At 28.8% G+C, this 18,760-nt stretch carries 12 protein-coding genes and 2 tRNA genes; 8 read left to right on the top strand and 6 right to left on the bottom strand.

The window, feature by feature from the left end:
• Positions 1-382: 382 nt before the first annotated feature.
• Positions 383-457: transfer RNA gene (locus DRF75_RS02275), tRNA-Met, on the bottom strand.
• A gap of 465 nt (positions 458-922) precedes the next feature.
• Here DRF75_RS02275 and DRF75_RS02280 point away from each other — a divergent pair.
• Entirely contained in the window at positions 923-1,786 is an 864-nt protein-coding gene (locus DRF75_RS02280) for a hypothetical protein (protein WP_052453683.1), read from the top strand.
• Positions 1,787-2,762: 976 nt separating this feature from the next.
• Here DRF75_RS02280 and DRF75_RS02285 read toward each other — a convergent pair.
• Positions 2,763-3,944: an argininosuccinate synthase gene (locus DRF75_RS02285; RefSeq protein WP_045171494.1), complete on the bottom strand. Its 1,182-nt coding sequence runs from the start codon at positions 3,942-3,944 to the stop codon at positions 2,763-2,765.
• Between the two features lie 155 nt (positions 3,945-4,099).
• On the opposite strand from DRF75_RS02285, the gene DRF75_RS02290 reads away from it, so the two are divergent.
• The 4 genes from DRF75_RS02290 to xth all read left to right on the top strand — a co-directional run bounded on the left by DRF75_RS02290 (position 4,100) and on the right by xth (position 8,180).
• A complete protein-coding gene (locus DRF75_RS02290; RefSeq protein WP_129992590.1) occupies positions 4,100-4,780 on the top strand; it encodes a hypothetical protein in 681 nt (226 codons plus the stop codon).
• A gap of 329 nt (positions 4,781-5,109) precedes the next feature.
• Entirely contained in the window at positions 5,110-5,811 is a 702-nt protein-coding gene (locus DRF75_RS02295; RefSeq protein WP_045171496.1) for a hypothetical protein, read from the top strand.
• Positions 5,812-6,046: 235 nt separating this feature from the next.
• Positions 6,047-7,318, top strand: coding sequence for a bifunctional glutamate N-acetyltransferase/amino-acid acetyltransferase ArgJ (argJ, locus tag DRF75_RS02300; RefSeq protein ID WP_129992591.1), 1,272 nt, complete (start codon positions 6,047-6,049; stop codon positions 7,316-7,318).
• A gap of 22 nt (positions 7,319-7,340) precedes the next feature.
• Positions 7,341-8,180 (top strand): exodeoxyribonuclease III, encoded by an 840-nt coding sequence (xth, locus tag DRF75_RS02305; protein ID WP_129992592.1) that lies wholly within the window; start codon positions 7,341-7,343, stop codon positions 8,178-8,180.
• A gap of 331 nt (positions 8,181-8,511) precedes the next feature.
• On the opposite strand, the gene DRF75_RS02310 is transcribed toward xth, so the two are convergent.
• On the bottom strand, positions 8,512-9,264 hold the full coding sequence (locus DRF75_RS02310; RefSeq protein ID WP_240729881.1) for a hypothetical protein: 753 nt from the start codon (positions 9,262-9,264) through the stop codon (positions 8,512-8,514).
• 212 nt (positions 9,265-9,476) lie between these two features.
• Here DRF75_RS02310 and DRF75_RS02315 point away from each other — a divergent pair.
• Positions 9,477-9,552: transfer RNA gene (locus DRF75_RS02315), tRNA-Met, on the top strand.
• On the opposite strand, the gene DRF75_RS02320 is transcribed toward DRF75_RS02315, so the two are convergent.
• Both DRF75_RS02320 and fabG read right to left on the bottom strand, forming a co-directional pair.
• A complete protein-coding gene (locus tag DRF75_RS02320) occupies positions 9,543-10,340 on the bottom strand; it encodes a hypothetical protein (protein WP_129992593.1) in 798 nt (265 codons plus the stop codon). The two genes, DRF75_RS02315 and DRF75_RS02320, sit on opposite strands and share 10 nt — an antisense overlap.
• 12 nt (positions 10,341-10,352) lie before the next feature.
• Complete coding sequence (fabG, locus tag DRF75_RS02325; RefSeq protein ID WP_129992594.1) at positions 10,353-11,087, bottom strand: 3-oxoacyl-[acyl-carrier-protein] reductase; 735 nt, start codon at positions 11,085-11,087, stop codon at positions 10,353-10,355.
• Positions 11,088-11,755: 668 nt separating this feature from the next.
• On the opposite strand from fabG, the gene putA reads away from it, so the two are divergent.
• Both putA and DRF75_RS02335 read left to right on the top strand, forming a co-directional pair.
• Positions 11,756-14,890, top strand: a complete 3,135-nt coding sequence (gene putA, locus DRF75_RS02330) for a bifunctional proline dehydrogenase/L-glutamate gamma-semialdehyde dehydrogenase PutA (protein WP_129992595.1) — start codon at positions 11,756-11,758, stop codon at positions 14,888-14,890.
• 476 nt (positions 14,891-15,366) lie between these two features.
• Positions 15,367-16,641 carry an adenosylmethionine--8-amino-7-oxononanoate transaminase gene (locus DRF75_RS02335; protein ID WP_129992599.1) on the top strand — a complete coding sequence of 425 codons (1,275 nt, stop codon included), beginning with the start codon at positions 15,367-15,369 and terminating at the stop codon, positions 16,639-16,641.
• A 549-nt stretch (positions 16,642-17,190) separates the two neighbouring features.
• Here DRF75_RS02335 and terL read toward each other — a convergent pair.
• Positions 17,191-18,603 carry a phage terminase large subunit gene (gene terL, locus DRF75_RS02340; RefSeq protein WP_045171502.1) on the bottom strand — a complete coding sequence of 471 codons (1,413 nt, stop codon included), beginning with the start codon at positions 18,601-18,603 and terminating at the stop codon, positions 17,191-17,193.
• Between the last annotated feature and the right edge of the window lie 157 nt (positions 18,604-18,760).

An 18,760-nucleotide genomic window follows, 5' to 3' on the forward strand; every position in this document is an offset into this window, starting at 1 on the left:
AATATGTAGATTAACAAACAGAAGTATTTACTAGTGCAAAAGAGTTTATATTATAATTTTAATGTAATTTTGATATCAAAATCATGCAGTACTGAAAAATTAAACAATAATAAAACAGAAAAAATTTAGATTAGGTAATAAACTTATGCAGTTTTAATACGATAAACTATATAAAATCTACTGTTTGATAATAATAAACTACACATGTATATCCCACTACCAAAAATTGTCAACAACAAAACTAGATATATTAAAAAGCAAACTTTCAAGAAAGTGATTATATTCACTAAAAAATAAGTTTTCAAGAAACACAGTAGGAGTTATACAGAGTACATGCAGCATGCATGGATAAATACTTTGCTTATAAGCTAAAAAACAAAAGTTGCGGGGGCCGGATTTGAACCAAGCGACCTACAGGTTATGAGCCTGTCGAGCTACCAGACTGCTCTACCCCGCATATATCTAGAGCATAAACCCTAACTGGTAATTACTCAATATACTAAATTACATACCATTGCAAGAACTTTTTTATCATTAACAGATTGAATTACATTAAGAAAAATTGACCTATAAACTTCATTCTTACATCCACACAGCAATGCTTTTCAAGAATATTGGCTTATCCCTGCATTTCTCATCATTTTAGTATATCCAATTTTCTTGTTTATAATTTTTCAATAATGTGTGTAGTTTATTGTTATCAAACAGTAGATTTTATATAGTTTATCGTATTAAAGCTGTATAAGTTTATTATCTAGTTCAAATTTCTCTGTTTTGATTATTGTTTATTATTTTTAAGTCTGTAGTACTTCATGATTTTGAGGTCAAGATCATATTAAAATTACAATGTGAATATTTTATTGTTATATTTATTTATGTTATCTTTTATAATAGTAATATAAGTGTTACTAATGGAGTATTTATGGAGAATAAAATTGAGCTGTTTGATGCAAGATTAATTCATAAGTGGCAAATGGCATACATTGCAATGTCAGTATTCTATTTGGTGTTATTGAGTGGTGCATTTTTTATATGCTTGTATGCACCTGGTGATATGAAATTTGTAGCAAACTATCTTTTTTTAATGGTTGCGTGTATATCATTTATTGCACAGCTAATTAATATTACGTGTAACATATTAAATGTAGTTAATATAAAACGTGAGAGAAAAAATAGCAGAAATGATAAAGTAGAAATAGAAGCTCGCAAAAGGTTAATTGTAGCAATTGGTTTTATTGGTGAATCTGCTGCATTTTTTGGTATGTCTTTTGTTATTCTAATATTAGGTGCTCAATTGCTACCTTTTAGTGCTGTAGCTCTTCCTCTTCGTATTTTAAATATTTTTGCATCAACATTTTCTATAGTTTATGGATTTATACTTTTATGTACAAGTATTAAGACTAACTCTGAGTCAAAAGATTCGCCAAACTTTAATTTTAAGTTTCATGCTAAGTGGGTATTAACCAATAGTGTGTTATTTCTATTATTAGGGTTTTATAATCTTGTATATGAGACAGTATTACATGAAGTTTTAGATTTTACTAACAACCATGATCTGGCTATGCTTTTAAAAGCTACTGTATTTTTAGGATATGTATGTGTATTGTCTTCTATTTTCTTATCAAATTTTTTTAATATGAATGCTACAATGGATAAAAATGCAGAGATTAAATGTAGAATAGGATATTTACATGAAGCAGTAAGCAAGGAACTTCTATTAGATTCACAATTGACAGGTGATCTTGAGGAATTAAAAATTGGTCGGCAGCATGAGGTAAGTCGTTAATCTGTAATGACAATTAGTTATGCAATATTTTATGCAATTGATAGATTAGGTTAGTTTATATTAATATATTATTATTGTAAAACCATAAAATGGAGATATTTTGTATTAGATTGTGTTAATGTTATATATGGTGTCAATTCAATATGTGATGTGAATCTTGTAATAATGTCAATAATCTGTATAAGTCATTTATTGATAGATATAATATTGCTTAATGTGAGGGTATTATTTATAGTAGTAAAAATTTAAGATCTATTATGTCTTGAATGGTAGTACCTTATTAAATATGTAATAAAAATTGTTACGTATAATGAATAGTGTTTAACAGTAGTGTTTTTTCAGCGTATGTTTGAAGTAAATAAATGTTGTTTATATTAATGATAGTGTTAAGCAATGTAAAATTATTTATTTGATAGTTATAGTACTGATTAATATTGATATTGTTACCTTAGAATTATTAATTTAATATTGTGTAATACTGATTGGCTTATATAAATGTGTTAGTAATAGTAGATTTAAATTGAGAAAAATAGTAGTGTGCTATTGATATTGTAAATATCTTGTTATGGTGGTAAGAAGTGTAAGGTAAATGAAAGTTTTTTTGGTATTAACCTAATAAGCTTTGTTATGTCTAATCTAGTTTAAGTAGTATTCTGTAGAACTCTTCTTTATTAGATTATATCATTAATTAGGTTTTACTAAGTCTTACACTATAAGCTGGTGCTATTTTTCTCATGATAATTTATCTATTTGATTAATATTAGTATAATCAGTGTAGTGTTGTCTACTCTTGCTATTGTTATAATAGTATTCGTTGCGTTTATGCTGTATAAGTAGCAGAATGTGTATAATGAGATGTGAAGTACTGCAACACAGCATTAAGTAAAGATAACATTCACTCTGATAATTTACTCATCAAACTGTAATAAAACCCTCATATAATATTATAAAGATTGTTATTTAAGGAAGTGTAAAGTTAACAATTCCTTAGCCTTAGAGAATTTATCTTAATGAACCCTTCTGCATCTGTATGGTGATAATCTTCTGATAAATCAAAACTTGCAAGGTTATGTGAATATAAACTGTTTTCAGACTTTCGTCCTACAACTATAACAGACCCTTTATATAATTTTAAACGTACAACTCCATTAACTTTTTCTTGTGACTTGTCAATTAATGCTTGTAACATTTTTCTCTCAGTAGTCCACCAGTAGCCGTTGTATATTAATTTAGCGTATTTTGGCATTATCTCATCTTTGAGATGCGCTGCTTCTCTATCTAATGTTATACTTTCTATAGCACGATGTGCATGTAAAAGTATTGTACCTCCAGGAGTTTCATATATTCCTCGTGATTTTATACCTACATATCTATTCTCTACTATATCAATGATCCCTATGCCATGTTTGCCACCTATTGTATTCAATTGCTTTAATAGATTTGCAGGTGAAAGAGATATATTGTTTATCGCACATGGGTCTCCTTTTTCAAAGGAAATTTCTATGTATTCTGGAGTATCACTAGCCAATTCTGGAGTTACTGATTTTGAAAGTATTGTATAATCAGGTTCAACATATGGATCTTCTAAAGATTTTCCTTCATATGAAGTGTGTAATAAATTTGCATCTATGGAATATGGTGGCTCACTAGATTTATCTAAAGGTACATTAATTCCATGTTTTTTTGCGTATTCTATTAAACTATTTCTTGAAGTTAATTCCCACTGACGCCAAGGTGCTATTACTTTTATGTTTGGATTACAACAATAGTAGCCAAACTCGAATCTGATTTGGTCATTTCCTTTTCCAGTTGCTCCGTGTGCTACTGTATCTGCTCCTGTAAGTTTTGCTATTTCAATTTGTCGTTTAGCTATTAATGGTCTTGCTATGGATGTTCCAAGCAAATAGTACCCTTCATATACTGTATTTGCTCTAAACATAGGAAAGACAAAATCTTTTACAAATTCTTCTTTTAAATCTTCTATGAAAATTTCTTTTACGTTTAATGCAGCTGCCTTTTGTCTAATAATTGACATATCGTCATCTTGACCTAAATCTGCAGTAAATACTACTACTTCACAATTGTAGTTTTCTTGGAGCCATTTTAATATTACTGAGGTATCTAACCCTCCTGAGTAAGCTAATACTATTTTTTTCATAGATATAATGGGTATATTAAAAAACTTGTAATTTTATTATATTTTTGTTGGAATGGCAACTTAATTTCTAGGATGGGTATGAAAATACTTTATTAAATGACAATATACATAATGGTTTGTATTATACAAATTATTGATAAAAATATAGTGCATTCATGAGAATCTTTTTATATTTGGAGATTATACTTTTGTTGTTTATTAATTCAAATGTGGTGTTTGCAAAGGATGCAGTTAGTAGTCATGTCCGTAATTTTTATATTGGTGGATCTTATGGATATGATAAAAAAGCACTTGAACTTAAGGTTGCAGATAAGTATTTAGATTTTGATTTACATGTAGATGATATAATTGGTTATAACATAGGGTTAAAGTTAGGTTATATATGTCCTAGTGCATCATTAAATAATTTTAGAACTGATCTGGAATTTGTATACATAGCTAAAAGAGAAATGGTTACTGAAAATGTGGAGGAATCATTAAAAAAGGAAATTGTATATTGGAATGATAATAAGTATAAGGTTTTCTTTAATTTGTACTATGACATGGGTAACTTTTTTAGTATAAGGGACCTTGCATTTTATTTTGGATCAGGTATTGATGCCTATGGTCTTATTGTTGATAAGTTATCAAAAAAGAGTGAATCTTCAAATATTAAAAGCAATTTTATGTTACAAAATGTAATTGGGCTAAAATATATATTATATAATGTTGCAATATATGGTGGGTATAAGTATTTTTTTGGTTATACAAAGTCTAAAAAAGATAATGTTGTTTTTAAGAATTGTAAGATTTTAGGATCTTATGGTCTGATATTTGGATTAGAGTTTATTTTCTAATATTAATATTCATGTTTGAGTATTATAGATAACATATTGAAATTTCCCTTATTTCTGTTTTTTTTTATAAAATTTATTGTTGTAGTGTATTGTTAGTTTATTATCACAATTACTCTTATTAATTATATTATTGAAGTAAGCTCTTTATCTTATTGATTATCTATATATATTGTGTAAATTGCATATAGTAAAAGTAATGAGTGATGCAAGTATTTGCACAGTAGTAAGGTTGCTATAGGTTTGTTGTTATTTATCTAATAATTTCTATATTGACTTTATTATAAATGAATAATATATATCGAATATATGGTTAATATATTTACTCTTTTATGAAAAGTCTTAAATATTTCATTGTGTATTTTGTAGTTGCTATAGTTGCTATAGTTGCTTTTGATGCTGAAGCTGTTCCTTTTTATATAAAGGGAGAGTATAATTTTGGTGTAAATTATTCTGATAGCTTGAAATCAAAATATATAAATTATGAACGACTTAACATAGATATTAATACTGCTATTGGATATAAATTGAAAAATAATTTTTTCTATGAATTTGGAGTAAGATATGCACATATCAAACCTGCAATACAAGAATTAGTAGATTTTGAAAAAATGGATTTGATTGATATATTACAAAGAATTATTGGGAAGAAAGTATATGTATCGAACATGGAAAGTATATTTGGGATAAATAGTGTTACTGCGCTTATTAATTTTGGATATGATTACATTATTAATGATAAATTAACAGCATACTTAAGTTATGGAGTTGGTATTGGTGGTTTATTCAATTATCAAGGATTTAGGAGTAATGCTGCAACTCATTATGGTATGAGCATGCAAAATGAAGTTGGATTATGTTATGCTTATAATAAAAAAGTGACTTTATGTGTAGGATATAACTGTTTGAAAAATTATTGGAAATATGATACAGATAAGATTTATGATGAAGATGGAAATTCTGTTATATATCATTTTCAGGACTTTCAATTGAGTTCTCATGCTGTATTTGCTAGCTTTAAGATGATGTTATAAATTGAGCTATATTCATTAGTGATATTGGTACTTGATTTTCATGTGGTTTGTAGAATTAGATAATCACAGTAGATTGTGTGTATGAAGTAAATTTATGGTAATGCTTTTTTATTTTTAGTATTGAATTAGTATGGTTATCTTAAAATTTGGTTTTTTTTTAATAACTTATCTTGCATTATATAACCATACTTTATATAACTTGAAGAGTATTATTTAATTAGTTTGGTAATATAAAATGGGTCAGAAATTTTCAGATCATCCTAGATTCTTACTTTCTCCTCTTGCTCCTACTGATTTTCCAGTTATGCCTGATATTGATGGTGTAGAGTTATACTCTTTTGCTGCTGGTATTAAAAAAATAGTTGGATTTTCAGATAAACTTGATCTTTTAATAGTTAAAATGCCAGATAACACTAGTGTTGCAGGAGTTTTTACAACTTCTTATACGTCTAGTAGCAATGTTGAACATTGTAGGAAAATACTTCCTCATGGTAAAGCGAAGGTTTTAGTTGTTAATTCTGGTAATTCTAATGTTGCAGTGGGTACTGGTGGGTATAAAGCCGTTGAAGAGGTTACAAGGTTATGTGCGGAAAGGTTTGGCTGTGCTACTGAGGAAGTATATTTCTGTTCTACAGGTGTTATAGGTGTTCCTTTGCCTGTTGATAAGATTACTTCTATTATACTGAATCCTGATTGGAGTAGTGCTGAAAATTCTTGGGATGCTGCTGCTGATAGTATTACTACAACTGATACTTTTATTAAGATGGCGACAAAAGAGGTTTCAATTTGTGGTAAGAAAGTTACTATTAATGGTATATGTAAAGGTTCAGGCATGGTTGCACCAAATATGGCAACAATGTTAGCATATATTTTTACTGATGCTAATATCAAGTCAGATGTACTGCAAAAATTACTAAAAGAATACGTTGATATATCTTTTAATAGTATTACTGTTGATGGTGATACATCTACTAGTGATTCAGTGCTGCTATTTGCTACTAATCTTGCTCAGCATAAGCAGATTTGTTCTGTTGATGATCAAGATCTTAATGATTTTAAGGCTGCTTTAAAGGATATTCTATTAGATCTTGCGCATTTTATTGTAAAAGATGGAGAAGGGTTAACAAAATTTATTACAATTAATATTAGAAATGCTGCGTCATTAAGTTCTGCTAGAAAAATAGGGTTTTCAGTTGCAAATTCTTTGCTTGTAAAAACTGCTATGGCAGGTGGAGATGCTAACTGGGGTAGGATCATGATGGCTATAGGTAAAGCTGGTGAACCATTTAATAAAAATGAAGTTTCATTAAAAATAGGTGATAGTATTATACTGGTAGATGGTGAAATTAGTGCTACTTATGATAGAAATTCTGTCAATGAATATGTAAAAAATAATCAAAATATTTATATTGAAGTTGATATCAATACAGGTAGTTTTGATACAACTGTATGGACTTGTGACTTAACTCATAGATTTGTTGACATTAATGGCAAATATTTGACTTGATAGTAGTGGTTTTTTTATTACAATGATTTTAAAGGTAGCTACATGGAATGTTAATTCTATTAGAAAAAGGTTGGATCATTTATGTCGTTGGTTAGTCAAATATGATGTTGATGTAGCATTATTGCAAGAAATAAAATGTACACATGATCAGTTTCCTTTTTTTGATTTAGAATCTTTAGGGTATAAGTGTTATGTGAATGGTCAGAAAGCTAGAAATGGTGTGGCTGTAATAACAAAGTACCCTATAGTTGGGCAATTGATTACAAGTATCTTTTCATCTAATGATAAATCTAGTTTATGTTATGAGTTAAGCTCAGAAAATTTTATTTATAATTATCAGGAATCTCGTTATTTAGAATGTGTGGTTTTATATAATGAAGTTAAAGTGCGTGTTGCGAGTATATATGTTCCTAATGGTCAAAGTGTTGATTCTGATGCTTTTCAGTATAAGCTTGGATTTTTTGATCAATTGATAGATCGTGCACTTTTTTTACTAAATAGGGAGGAGGTTTTAATATTAGGTGGTGATTATAATGTAGCACCTTACCCTATAGATGTGTATTCTACTGAAATTATGGATGGTAGATTATGTTTTCATCAATATGAGAGGGAAAAGTTTCGTTCTATTTTAAATCTTGGGTTTACAGATGCTTTTCGTATATTGAATGAGCATGATCAGAAATTTACTTGGTGGAATTATAAAGCTGGTGCGTGGCAAGAAAATAAAGGTTTAAGGATAGATAATTTACTATTATCACCACAAGCTGTAGATAAGCTATTATCTTGTGTTATTCATGATGAACTCAGAGGGCTAGATACACCTTCTGATCATGCTCCAGTTATATGTACACTTGAGTGCTAATAATTAAATTTAAGTATTTGATTTGCAGATACTTTTTTGTATATTTAGTTGTCATTTATGAACTTAGTTGATAAGGTTATAAAATATGCGTATACAAGTGTTGTTTTATTATAAGTAATTTACTATTATTACGCAGGTTGTGGAGATAGCTATTATCTTGTGTTATTCTTTATTGAGTATATCTTCTATTCTACTTAAGCTATGTATAGCATTAAATTGTAAGTATAATTGAGTATATTGATTGGTATACTTCTCATTAGTGATTTGTGTGTAATAATAAATTTATTGTGTGAAATTTATAAAGTGTATTTACATATGTAATTTGTACATTTCAAGTTTGTAATAGGTATTGTTGTTCTACTTTTTCATTAAGTTGTGTAGGTTTTATTTCTGTTATTGATGATGTTAAAGTATCTTTTTCTTGTGCATTTTTCAAAAAGAGTAAAGAGATTATAATTGAGATATATACTGAGAATAGTACGATTTTAAAAATATCACTGCTGTCATGTTTGACAAGGTAACTTGTAGATATAAAGCTTATATTTGCTATTGATATCATTAATGCTCCAACCCAATTTGCCATTGACCAGACTGTATGTTTTGTAGGTTTATTTGCATTTTTTAATTTTTTGTACTGTTTAATGTTTGTGTTTAAAAAAATGGAAGCATATTCTATAATAAACACTGAGGATAACATGCTAAATATAGAAGAAGCTATACGCATATAATTATTAAATGGGAAAATTAATATTCCGATAGTTGATATAATATTAATCCCTAATAAACTTACTCCTTCTCCAATTATACCTATAAAAGGTGCTAAACTTTTTTTTGGTAATTTTTCTTTTTCTTGCAAGTGTTTTATTACTATGCTTAAGTTGTATGCTATGTTAATACCATAAAGTAATATTGAAGATATTGATAATATTGCAGTGTATGGCAATATGAGATTTTTAGTATGCTGTGAAATGCTTGAGATTAATTTGATTATGAAGAATATATTCCATAGTGATAAAATAATTACTATTGATATTAGGTGAAATTTTGTATAACTAGAAGACTTTCTTTTAATAATATTTGTCATAAAAACTTTCTTATATATAAGATTTTATACCAGCGTGGTAGTATACAATATATTTTTTGTTGCGGAAATGTTTTTTAATATCATAAAATAACTCCTAAATTGTATATTAATCGTAATGCAATAAGTATTTATATTAGAAGTTTTTGGTGATAAATGCTAAATAATTGTATTGCAGTTATTCAAATCTTATGTTATACAGTTTAACTTTAAGGGGCTGGGTAGCTCAGTTGGTAGAGCGGGAGAATCATAATCTCTTGGTCGTGGGTTCGAGTCCCTCCTTAGCCACCAGATTGTTCTAAGCTTTGATATTGAGAGTGTGTTGTAGTATCTGAAAGTACTGAGCTAATGGATGATTCTATTCCAAAGATTATTGATAATATAATGATACTGGCTGCGATACATGATATTCTAATTATTGGTCCAAGAGGAAAGTTAGTAGGCCCATTATTGCTGTAGTTTTCTGTATTAAATAATGAAAAAGATTGTGTCTGTTCTAGTACATTAATAATTTTTCCAATGAAGGCTATATAGCTTATGACTAGTGATGTTATAGATAGGTAAAATAGATATTTTATTTTTTTTTGTTGTGTTGGATGTTGATTTTCTTTCATCCTATTATAGTAAAAGTATATCAGCAATGGTGATGCTATTAGTAACTTTATTAGGATAGAAACAAAATCTACAGCTCCTTTAATGTGAATTGTTGATTTTTTGTCTGATACTATTTCTAAATCACCTTTTGCTACATGAGCTACTGCAATGACCTGTATTGTTATTGCAAGTATAGTGCTAATGACTTCGGCTATATGTGCTGCTTTTTTATATTGCGATAATGAACTTTGTTTATCATTGTAATATGTGCATGTTAGCTCGTAAGATGATAATAAAAACAGAACAATACGTGCTGATAACACCATTAATACATTTATCAATAATAGATCTTTAGTACTAAGCTTTGAAGGAAACCTTATTAATTGTATAAAGATTGCAAATAAAAATACTCCAAAATATATTATATTAGCACAAAATGCTATGTAGTATTTAGTTTTGTGGGTTGATTTTTTAAAAAAAAACATTTTTTTACTATATTAATACATTAGCATTCCGCCATTTACATGTAAAGTCTGACCTGTAATGTATCTGCTTTCATCGCTAGCTAAGAATAAAACTACTGCAGCTACTTCTTCTGGTGTACCCATTCTGTTCATAGGAATATGTGTTAGAATATTATTGCGTTGTTCTTCTGATAACACATCTGTCATTGGTGTTTTAATAAAACCTGGTGCTATACAATTTACAGTTATATTTCTGCTTGCAAATTCTCTTGCTATTGATTTACTCATAGCTATCATACCAGCTTTAGATGCTGAATAATTTGTTTGCCCTGGATTACCAGTGAATGCTACAACTGAGGATATGTTAATGATTCTTCCTTGACTGTTTTTTAGCATTGCACGACATGCATTACGGTTTAACTTAAAAGTCGTTGTTAAATTTGTGTTGATAACTTTATTCCAATCTTCATCGGTAGTACGTAATGTTAATTTATCTAAAGTAATACCAGCATTGCATACTATTCCATCAATCCCAGACATAGCTTTACAAGCGTTATCAACTAAATTATTAACTTGTTCGTTATTGGCTAAATCACAAGGTAGAACATATGTATTTGGATATTGTTCAGCAATTTTCTCTAATACAGACTCTCTGGTTCCTGAGATACAAAGTGTGGCACCTGCATTTGATAAAACTTTTGTTATAGCTTGACCAAGACCACCGGATGCACCAGTAATTAAAAACCTCTTATGTAATAGCTTAAACATACTGAATACCTAATTCTTTATACTGCTTTCAGTATGATATGTTACTTTACTTAAAAATGAAAGGAAAAAATTGTATACTTAGTGACAGTGATAGTATGTTAATTGAATCTGATAAATAAACATTATTATGCTGTAAATATGTGTATATCTATAATTTTTTTATTGATGAGCTTAAGTATTGATCGCAATTTATATAGATGAATATTAATGAATTAAGATATGTAGTTTATACTAACGAAAATACTAAATCAGAATGATTATATTCAGTCAAATATGCTTCTAAAAGTTAGAAATACTTCTAAAAAATAGAATGTAATAACGTAAGTTATTGTTAAAATTAAAATATGTTTATTTATTATAGTTTTGTTATTATAAGGAGATTAAGTAATGTTTGTTTTTTATGGTAATGGGTTTAAAGTATGATATATATTTTTTGTTATGTGTGTTACTGATTTTATATTCTTTCAAGGCAGTGTCATTTAAGGTATTCATGTAGCATTTAAAAATATAAAATTTTATAGAATATTGTTAATATTTATGATAAACAAAATGTTTGATTTTTTATGTATGTTTAACTATCAGTTTGTTGATTGTTTTGTTAGAGTGTTCTGATTGTTAACTAAATATATTGCTGTTGCAAGTGTAGGTATTAATGGGAGATATAGGAAATGATAAGTGCATTACAAGCGCCGAATGAAATACGTAAACGGATGCAAATGTTGTATCGTACAGAAGAAAATAGTTATGCAAGATATTTGACAGAAAAAACCGAGATATCACAAGATTCTAAAATCAGGATTTATAGTGTTGCAAAACAAATAATAGAGAAAATAAGGGTAGATAAAAATTTAGGCATAATAGATGCGTTTATGCAGGAGTATGGCTTATCAAATGAAGAAGGTATAGCTCTTATGTGCTTGGCAGAGTCTTTATTAAGAATTCCTGATGATTGTACTATAAATGATTTAATAAAGGATAAGATAGGAAATAGCATGTGGAGTAATCACATAGGTAGTTCCTCGTCTATGTTTGTTAATGCAGCAACATGGGGTTTGTTTATAGGTGGTGTAGTATTAAAAGAGAGCAATGATAATGCAAAGTGGTTTGGTACAATAAATAATTTATTGAAAACAATGGGTGAGCCTATAATTAGAAAGGCAATACAACAAGCAATGTGTACATTAGGTAAATATTTTATAAAAGGAAGGAATATAACTGAAGCACTTAATAGTAGAAGAGAAGGTGAGTTGTATTCATTTGATATATTAGGAGAAGCTGCAAAAACGAAAAAAGATGCAGAAAGCTACTTTAATGAATATATGCAAGCAGTTGATAGTATAGGAAAATCCAAAGTTGGTCATGATACAGGCAGGTTAGTAGATTATGATGAAGTATCTGTAAAGATATCCGCATTACATAATAGGTATGAGTTTTCACAGATAGATGATGTATTAGATAAAATAGTAGATAAATTACTTCAAATATGTAGATTAGCAAAGGAATATAACATTCGTGTATGTGTTGATGCGGAAGAAGCGAGTAGGCTAGAGATATCTTTAATGATACTTGAAAAATTGCGTTTTGAAAGTAGTTTAAATGGGTGGGAAGGTTTAGGATTAGCTATACAGACATATCAGAAAAGAGCATTTTCAGTATTAGATTTTGTAGAAGATATCTCAGTAAGGTCTTGTCACAAAATGATGGTAAGGCTTGTGAAAGGTGCGTACTGGGATTATGAAATAAAGAATTCTCAAGAATTAGGATTAAGTAGTTATCCTGTATTTACAAGAAAAGTGTATACTGATGTTTCATATTTGGCATGTGCTAATAAGATTTTAAGTAAGCCAAATACTTTTTACCCATGTTTTGCTACACATAATGCTTACTCATTAGCTGCAATATTAGAAATGGCAAACAAGGATCATCCAGGATTTGAATTCCAAAGGTTACATGGTATGGGAACTAGTTTATATGCATATGTAACACAGGAGTTAGCAGCAAATATTAAATGTAGAGTTTATGCTCCTGTTGGAAGTTATCAAGATTTATTACCTTACCTGATTAGAAGATTATTAGAAAATGGCGCAAATAGCTCATTTATTAATCAGTTAAATGATAGTAATGTATCACTGGAGCAATTAATAGAAGATCCATTAGAAAAGGCAAAAGAATTGGAATATTTACCTCATCCTAATATACCGTTACCAAAAGATATATTTGGTCCTGAAAGGATAAATTCTTCTGGTATTGATATTACTGATTCTGTTACTTTAGCTAATTTTAATGATGAGATGAAAAATTATCAAAATTGTAAATTTAAAGCATCTTCAATTATAAATGGAGAGGAATTTGATGGTAATTTTATAAAAGTATTATCTCCAAATAACTCTGAAGATCTTGTTGGAGAAGCATTATTTGCAAATTCTACGCAGGCATTATCAGCTTTAGACATAGCATATGGTGCATTTAAAGACTGGTCTAATGTTCCAGTATCTACTCGTGCTTCTATATTAGAGAAGGCTGCTGATTTAATAGAAGCAAATAAAGCAAAGTTGATTATGTTGCTCATTAGAGAAGGTGGTAAGGTTATTTCTGATGCTATTGCTGAAATAAGGGAAACTGTTGACTTTTTGCGTTATTACGCAGTTCTTGGAAGACAAGAGTTAGAACAATCTAAAAAATTACCTGGTCCTGTAGGGGAAGATAATTATCTTTATTTTAGAAGTAGAGGAGTATTTGTATGTATATCTCCTTGGAATTTCCCGCTAGCAATATTTATTGGTCCTATTGCTGCTGCGTTGGTTACAGGGAATACAGTAATTGCAAAACCTGCTGAACAAACTTCTATAATTGCATATGAAGCAGTGAAGTTGTTGTATGATGCTGGTGTACCGAAGGAAGCGCTACATTTATTATTAGGTGATGGTAAAGAGTTAGGAGAAGTATTATTAAAGAATGACAAAATAGGTGGTGTGGCATTTACTGGTTCGACAGAGACTGCTAGAGTAATTAATCAATTTATTGCAGAAAAAGAAGGTGGTATTATTCCATTTATAGCTGAAACAGGTGGTTTAAATACTATGATAACAGATACTTCTGCATTAATAGAACAAGTTACAGATGATGTTATCACATCAGCATTTAAAAGTGCTGGGCAAAGATGTTCAGCATTAAGAGTATTATTTGTGCAAGAAGAAGTAGCAGATAAACAAATTGAAATGATTTGTGGTGCTATGGAAGATTTGGTTATAGGAGATCCTATGTTATTAAAAACAGATATAGGACCTGTAATAGATAAAGCATCACAAGAGATGTTGATAGCTCACGCAGATAGAATGTCACAGGAAGGTAAATTGTTATGTCAAGTGAAATTAGGAGAGGAGTGTCAAAAAGGTTATTTCTTTGCTCCATGTGTATATGAAATACAAAGTATATCTCAGTTGAAAAGGGAAGTGTTTGGTCCAATATTACATATAATACGTTATAAAAAAGGAGATTTACATAAAGTTTTGAGTGAAATTAACGATACAGGATATGGTTTAACATTTGCTGTACAGAGTAGAGTACAAAGCAATGTTGATAATATTATTGATAATATAAATGTTGGTAATGTTTACGTTAATAGAAATCAGGTTGGTGCTGTAGTAGGTGTACAACCATTTGGTGGGCAAGGATTATCTGGTACTGGTCCTAAAGCAGGTGGTCCATATTATTTACATAGATTCCTTACAGAAAAAGTAGTTACCATTAACACTACAGCTTTAGGTGGTAATACTTCTTTGATGTGTTTGAGTGATCAGTAAAAATTGTTAAATATTTTCTATGAGTTTTTATGTGATATATATTCACTAGTATTTATGTTACTTTTTAGTAGCTTGTATTTATAAATAGTGTTCAAAACTACATTTAAATAGGAAGAGTTAGTTGATTTAGAGTGCTATGTAAAATAGATATTAGTCTTATGTAATATGTACCTCAAGTTATTGTCTTGTATGTGATTTTTCAGTAACTTTTTGTGTTGAAGTAAGCGTTTGTGTGTATCTAAAAATAATGAGAATTAGTTAAGAATTAGTATTAATTTTTTAAGTGAAAGTATTATTGCTTAATGTGTAAGTGATGTGAATATGGAATTATGTTGTTACTTTTTATTAGTTATGAGTAATGAAGTTTCATATTGAATGATTTTATTATTTCTGTTAGACATATATGTTTTTACTTGCTAAAAGTATGTATTGTCGTATTTTTTTTGTATATGATTAATAAGTGCTATTAAGTGAGTATGTATATTGATAATTGTGAATGGTTTAATAAAGGGTATCAAAATATTTGGATGCCTTATGCACAGATGAAAAATTCACCTTTGCCATTAAAGGTTAAATCTGCTGCTGGATGTTATATAATATTGGAAGATGGTAAAAGGTTACTTGATGGTATATCTAGTTGGTGGAGTGTATGTCACGGATATTCTCATCCACATATTGTTCAAAAAGTTCAAGATCAAGTTGCTAAATTGTCTCATGTAATGTTTTCTGGATTAGCACATGAACAGAGCTATGTTTTAGCATCTAGACTTGTGGCAATTTCTCCTAAGCAAAAAAAAGTTTTCTTTTCTGATTCTGGGTCAACTGCTGTTGAAGTTGCTATGAAGATGGCAGTGCAATATCATCAAAATTTAGGCAATCAGAATAAGTGTAGTTTTGTATCTTTTATTAATGGGTATCATGGTGATACAATGGGATGTATGTCAGTATCTGATCCTACTAAAATTCATGGTACTACTAAGTTCAAAAAATACCACCCTTCACAATTTATTTTGCCTTTACCAAGTACTGAAGATGAGGTAAAGAATTTTGCAAACACAATATGTTCTGTAAGAGATCAAGTTGCTGCTGTGATTTTAGAACCTCTGTTGCAAGCAGCAGGTGGTATGTTAATTCATTCTGCAAATATATTAAAAAAAATTTATGATATTGCAAAAGCTAACAATATATTGTTTATAGCGGATGAAGTAGCTACAGGTTTTGGTAGAACTGGTACTATGTTTGGATGTGATCAAGCTAATATTGTTCCAGATATTATGGTTATTGGAAAGGCATTAACAGGTGGATTTTGTACATTAGCTGCAACTTTAACTACACAGGAGATATATGATGCATTTTTGTCAGATAATATAGAGGATGCTTTTATGCATGGCCCAACTTTTATGGCAAATGCATTGGCTTGTGCTGCAGCAAATGCATCTCTTGATATTTTTGAAAGTCAAGATTTGATAAAAAGTATTAGCTTAATTGAAAATCAGTTGAAGTTAGAATTAGAAGTGTTTAAACAGTTAGATTATGTGAGTGATATTAGAGTAAAAGGTGCAACTGGAGTAATAGAATTAAAAGATGGATTAATTAATAAAAATGATATTATAAGTAAAGGAGTTGAATTAAATATATGGATACGTCCTCTTAATAATGTAATATATGTTATGCCACCTTTTATAATTAATTCTAATGAACTTACTCAGTTAATAACATCAATATATAAGATACTTAAGACTAATATATAAAGTAATATTTTAAATTCTAATATTATTGTTATCTTATATTAGCACATACTCTATGTATGATTCGTCTTATTGTTATGCAGTGTGTAGCAATGATTGTTACTTTTTTGACGTTTTCAAGTATTTGTGAAATTGTGATTAATAGATGTTGTTGCTATCAATATGATAGTAGTATTGTATGATTTATAATATTATTGAAGATTACTAATTTGTCATCAGTGATAATGGCCTCTATTGTATTTAGAGTATTTACATATTGTAGTACAAATATTGTTTATGAATTAATTTGATGTTGATTTAGTTGTTTTGTTGAATAGTGTTCAAAATTGCTAAATTTGTTATATAGAAAAAATGGTAGTAACTTATTATGTTCAATGTTTGTATTGCGGTAAGGTCATGTTTAAAATTGTGAGGTTATTTTTAATAAAAGTGTCGTTACTTCTATTTCATTCGGAGTTTTTATATCTTGTAGAATTGATATAGTTCATGAATTAATTTTTTATTAATTGTGTTATTTTGGAATATAGTGCTCAAGATTAATGATATACATTGCTATATTTCTCTTATGTTGAAAGTATTTGTAATATTATTCTGAACCCAGTGTAAGTATTGTGTGATACTATCAATCTGATCGTCATTTTGTGTGTTTGGAAATGATAGTAATTCTTGTTCGAAATTACTAAGCCATGATGCATCATTTGGTAAGAATACTTTTCTTGATTCAAATATTGGTATAATATTGTAAAATCTAGTTACTTTGTCGGTTGTTGGAACAATACCTATTATTGGTATTGTGCAATTGTCGGTTAATTCTTGAACTATTTGTAATCCGCTTGCTTTTTTTTCTATAAGTATTGCGTTTGGTTTCCAATGATTTGCTAAATTGATAATTTCTTGTTTTAATGATTTATACTCTAGTTTTGCTTTGTATACTTCTAATAAGAAAAAACAATTGTTTTTATAAGACCATGTTGTGCATACACTATAATTGCTTGTCTTACTTGAAGAAGATGCTGTATCCCAGCTTTGAGTTATATTAGTATCTTCATGATGGTTATATGAATTATATCTTTGAAGCCATACATATTTTATTATTCCATTTGATAAATGAATAGGATTTTGTTGATATTGAGCTGCAAATGCATATGATCCAAGTTCTGATTTTAATTCTTCAATGTATTTTTTCCCGTATTTTTTATATAAAAGGTCTCCTTCTTTTCTTGTATGTAAAATGTTTCTTGTTTTTTTACCACGTTTAAATTTCCATGGTGAAGTAATAGAATAGAAAGTATTATTCTGTTCTGCTATCAGTGGTAACGATAGTAAATGCCATTTATTATAGAGTTTTTTTGATAGTAAATATCCAGTGAGATCATCATGGTGTAATCTGTGCATTACTATTATAACAATGCTATTTTTTCTGTCATTTAATCTAGTCATAAATGATTGTTCAAACCAATGACATACACGTTGTCTATAAGTTTTGCTTAATGCTTGCATAGGGTTCATTGGATCGTCTATAATTAGAATATCTCCACCTTCTCCTGTAATACTTCCTCCTACTGATGTTGCAAATCTATAACCTCGTTGTATTGTTTGAAATTTTTGTTTAGTGTTTTGATCTTTTGATAATATTACATGTGGAAATAATTTTTTGTACCATTCAGATTGTAGTATATATCTGTTATCTAAAGATAATTTTTCACTCAGTACTTGAGAGTAACTTGCAACTATAATTCTAGTTTGAGGATTTAAGCCAAGTATCCAGGATGGCCATGCTATACTAACGCATATAGATTTAATAAATCTTGGAGGCATATTAATTATTAATCGATTAATTTTTCCATTGAGTGTGGCTTCTAATCTGTCTGCTATGATTTTGATATGCCAGTTATTTATTATTTTGTTATTTGGTGATACTGTTTTAAAGCATAATTTTAGAAAGTCTAAGAAATTATAAGACATTTTTTGTCAATAATATAGTTATTTTGATATATATTTTCGTTATTATAGATGTTGTGTACTGAGTAATACTGCTTGTAGTTTATTATTTTAGTTGTATTGTTTGATGTTTAATTAATATGCTATAAATCATACTTATCAGTATGTTATCGTATTGATA

Origin of the sequence: Ehrlichia minasensis (genome assembly GCF_004181775.1) — a bacterium.
Taxonomy (GTDB): domain Bacteria; phylum Pseudomonadota; class Alphaproteobacteria; order Rickettsiales; family Anaplasmataceae; genus Ehrlichia; species Ehrlichia minasensis.

Excerpts from the sequence above, each read along its gene's own strand:
- argJ (WP_129992591.1), top strand. The coding sequence starts at position 6,047 with ATGGGTCAGAAATTTTCAGATCATCCTAGATTCTTACTTTCTCCTCTT.
- DRF75_RS02285 (WP_045171494.1), bottom strand. The coding sequence starts at position 3,944 with ATGAAAAAAATAGTATTAGCTTACTCAGGAGGGTTAGATACCTCAGTA.
- fabG (WP_129992594.1), bottom strand. The coding sequence starts at position 11,087 with ATGTTTAAGCTATTACATAAGAGGTTTTTAATTACTGGTGCATCCGGT.
- DRF75_RS02280 (WP_052453683.1), top strand. The coding sequence starts at position 923 with ATGGAGAATAAAATTGAGCTGTTTGATGCAAGATTAATTCATAAGTGG.
- DRF75_RS02290 (WP_129992590.1), top strand. The coding sequence starts at position 4,100 with ATGAGAATCTTTTTATATTTGGAGATTATACTTTTGTTGTTTATTAAT.
- DRF75_RS02335 (WP_129992599.1), top strand. The coding sequence starts at position 15,367 with ATGTATATTGATAATTGTGAATGGTTTAATAAAGGGTATCAAAATATT.
- putA (WP_129992595.1), top strand. The coding sequence starts at position 11,756 with ATGATAAGTGCATTACAAGCGCCGAATGAAATACGTAAACGGATGCAA.
- terL (WP_045171502.1), bottom strand. The coding sequence starts at position 18,603 with ATGTCTTATAATTTCTTAGACTTTCTAAAATTATGCTTTAAAACAGTA.
- DRF75_RS02310 (WP_240729881.1), bottom strand. The coding sequence starts at position 9,264 with ATGACAAATATTATTAAAAGAAAGTCTTCTAGTTATACAAAATTTCAC.
- DRF75_RS02320 (WP_129992593.1), bottom strand. The coding sequence starts at position 10,340 with ATGTTTTTTTTTAAAAAATCAACCCACAAAACTAAATACTACATAGCA.
- xth (WP_129992592.1), top strand. The coding sequence starts at position 7,341 with ATGATTTTAAAGGTAGCTACATGGAATGTTAATTCTATTAGAAAAAGG.
- DRF75_RS02295 (WP_045171496.1), top strand. The coding sequence starts at position 5,110 with ATGAAAAGTCTTAAATATTTCATTGTGTATTTTGTAGTTGCTATAGTT.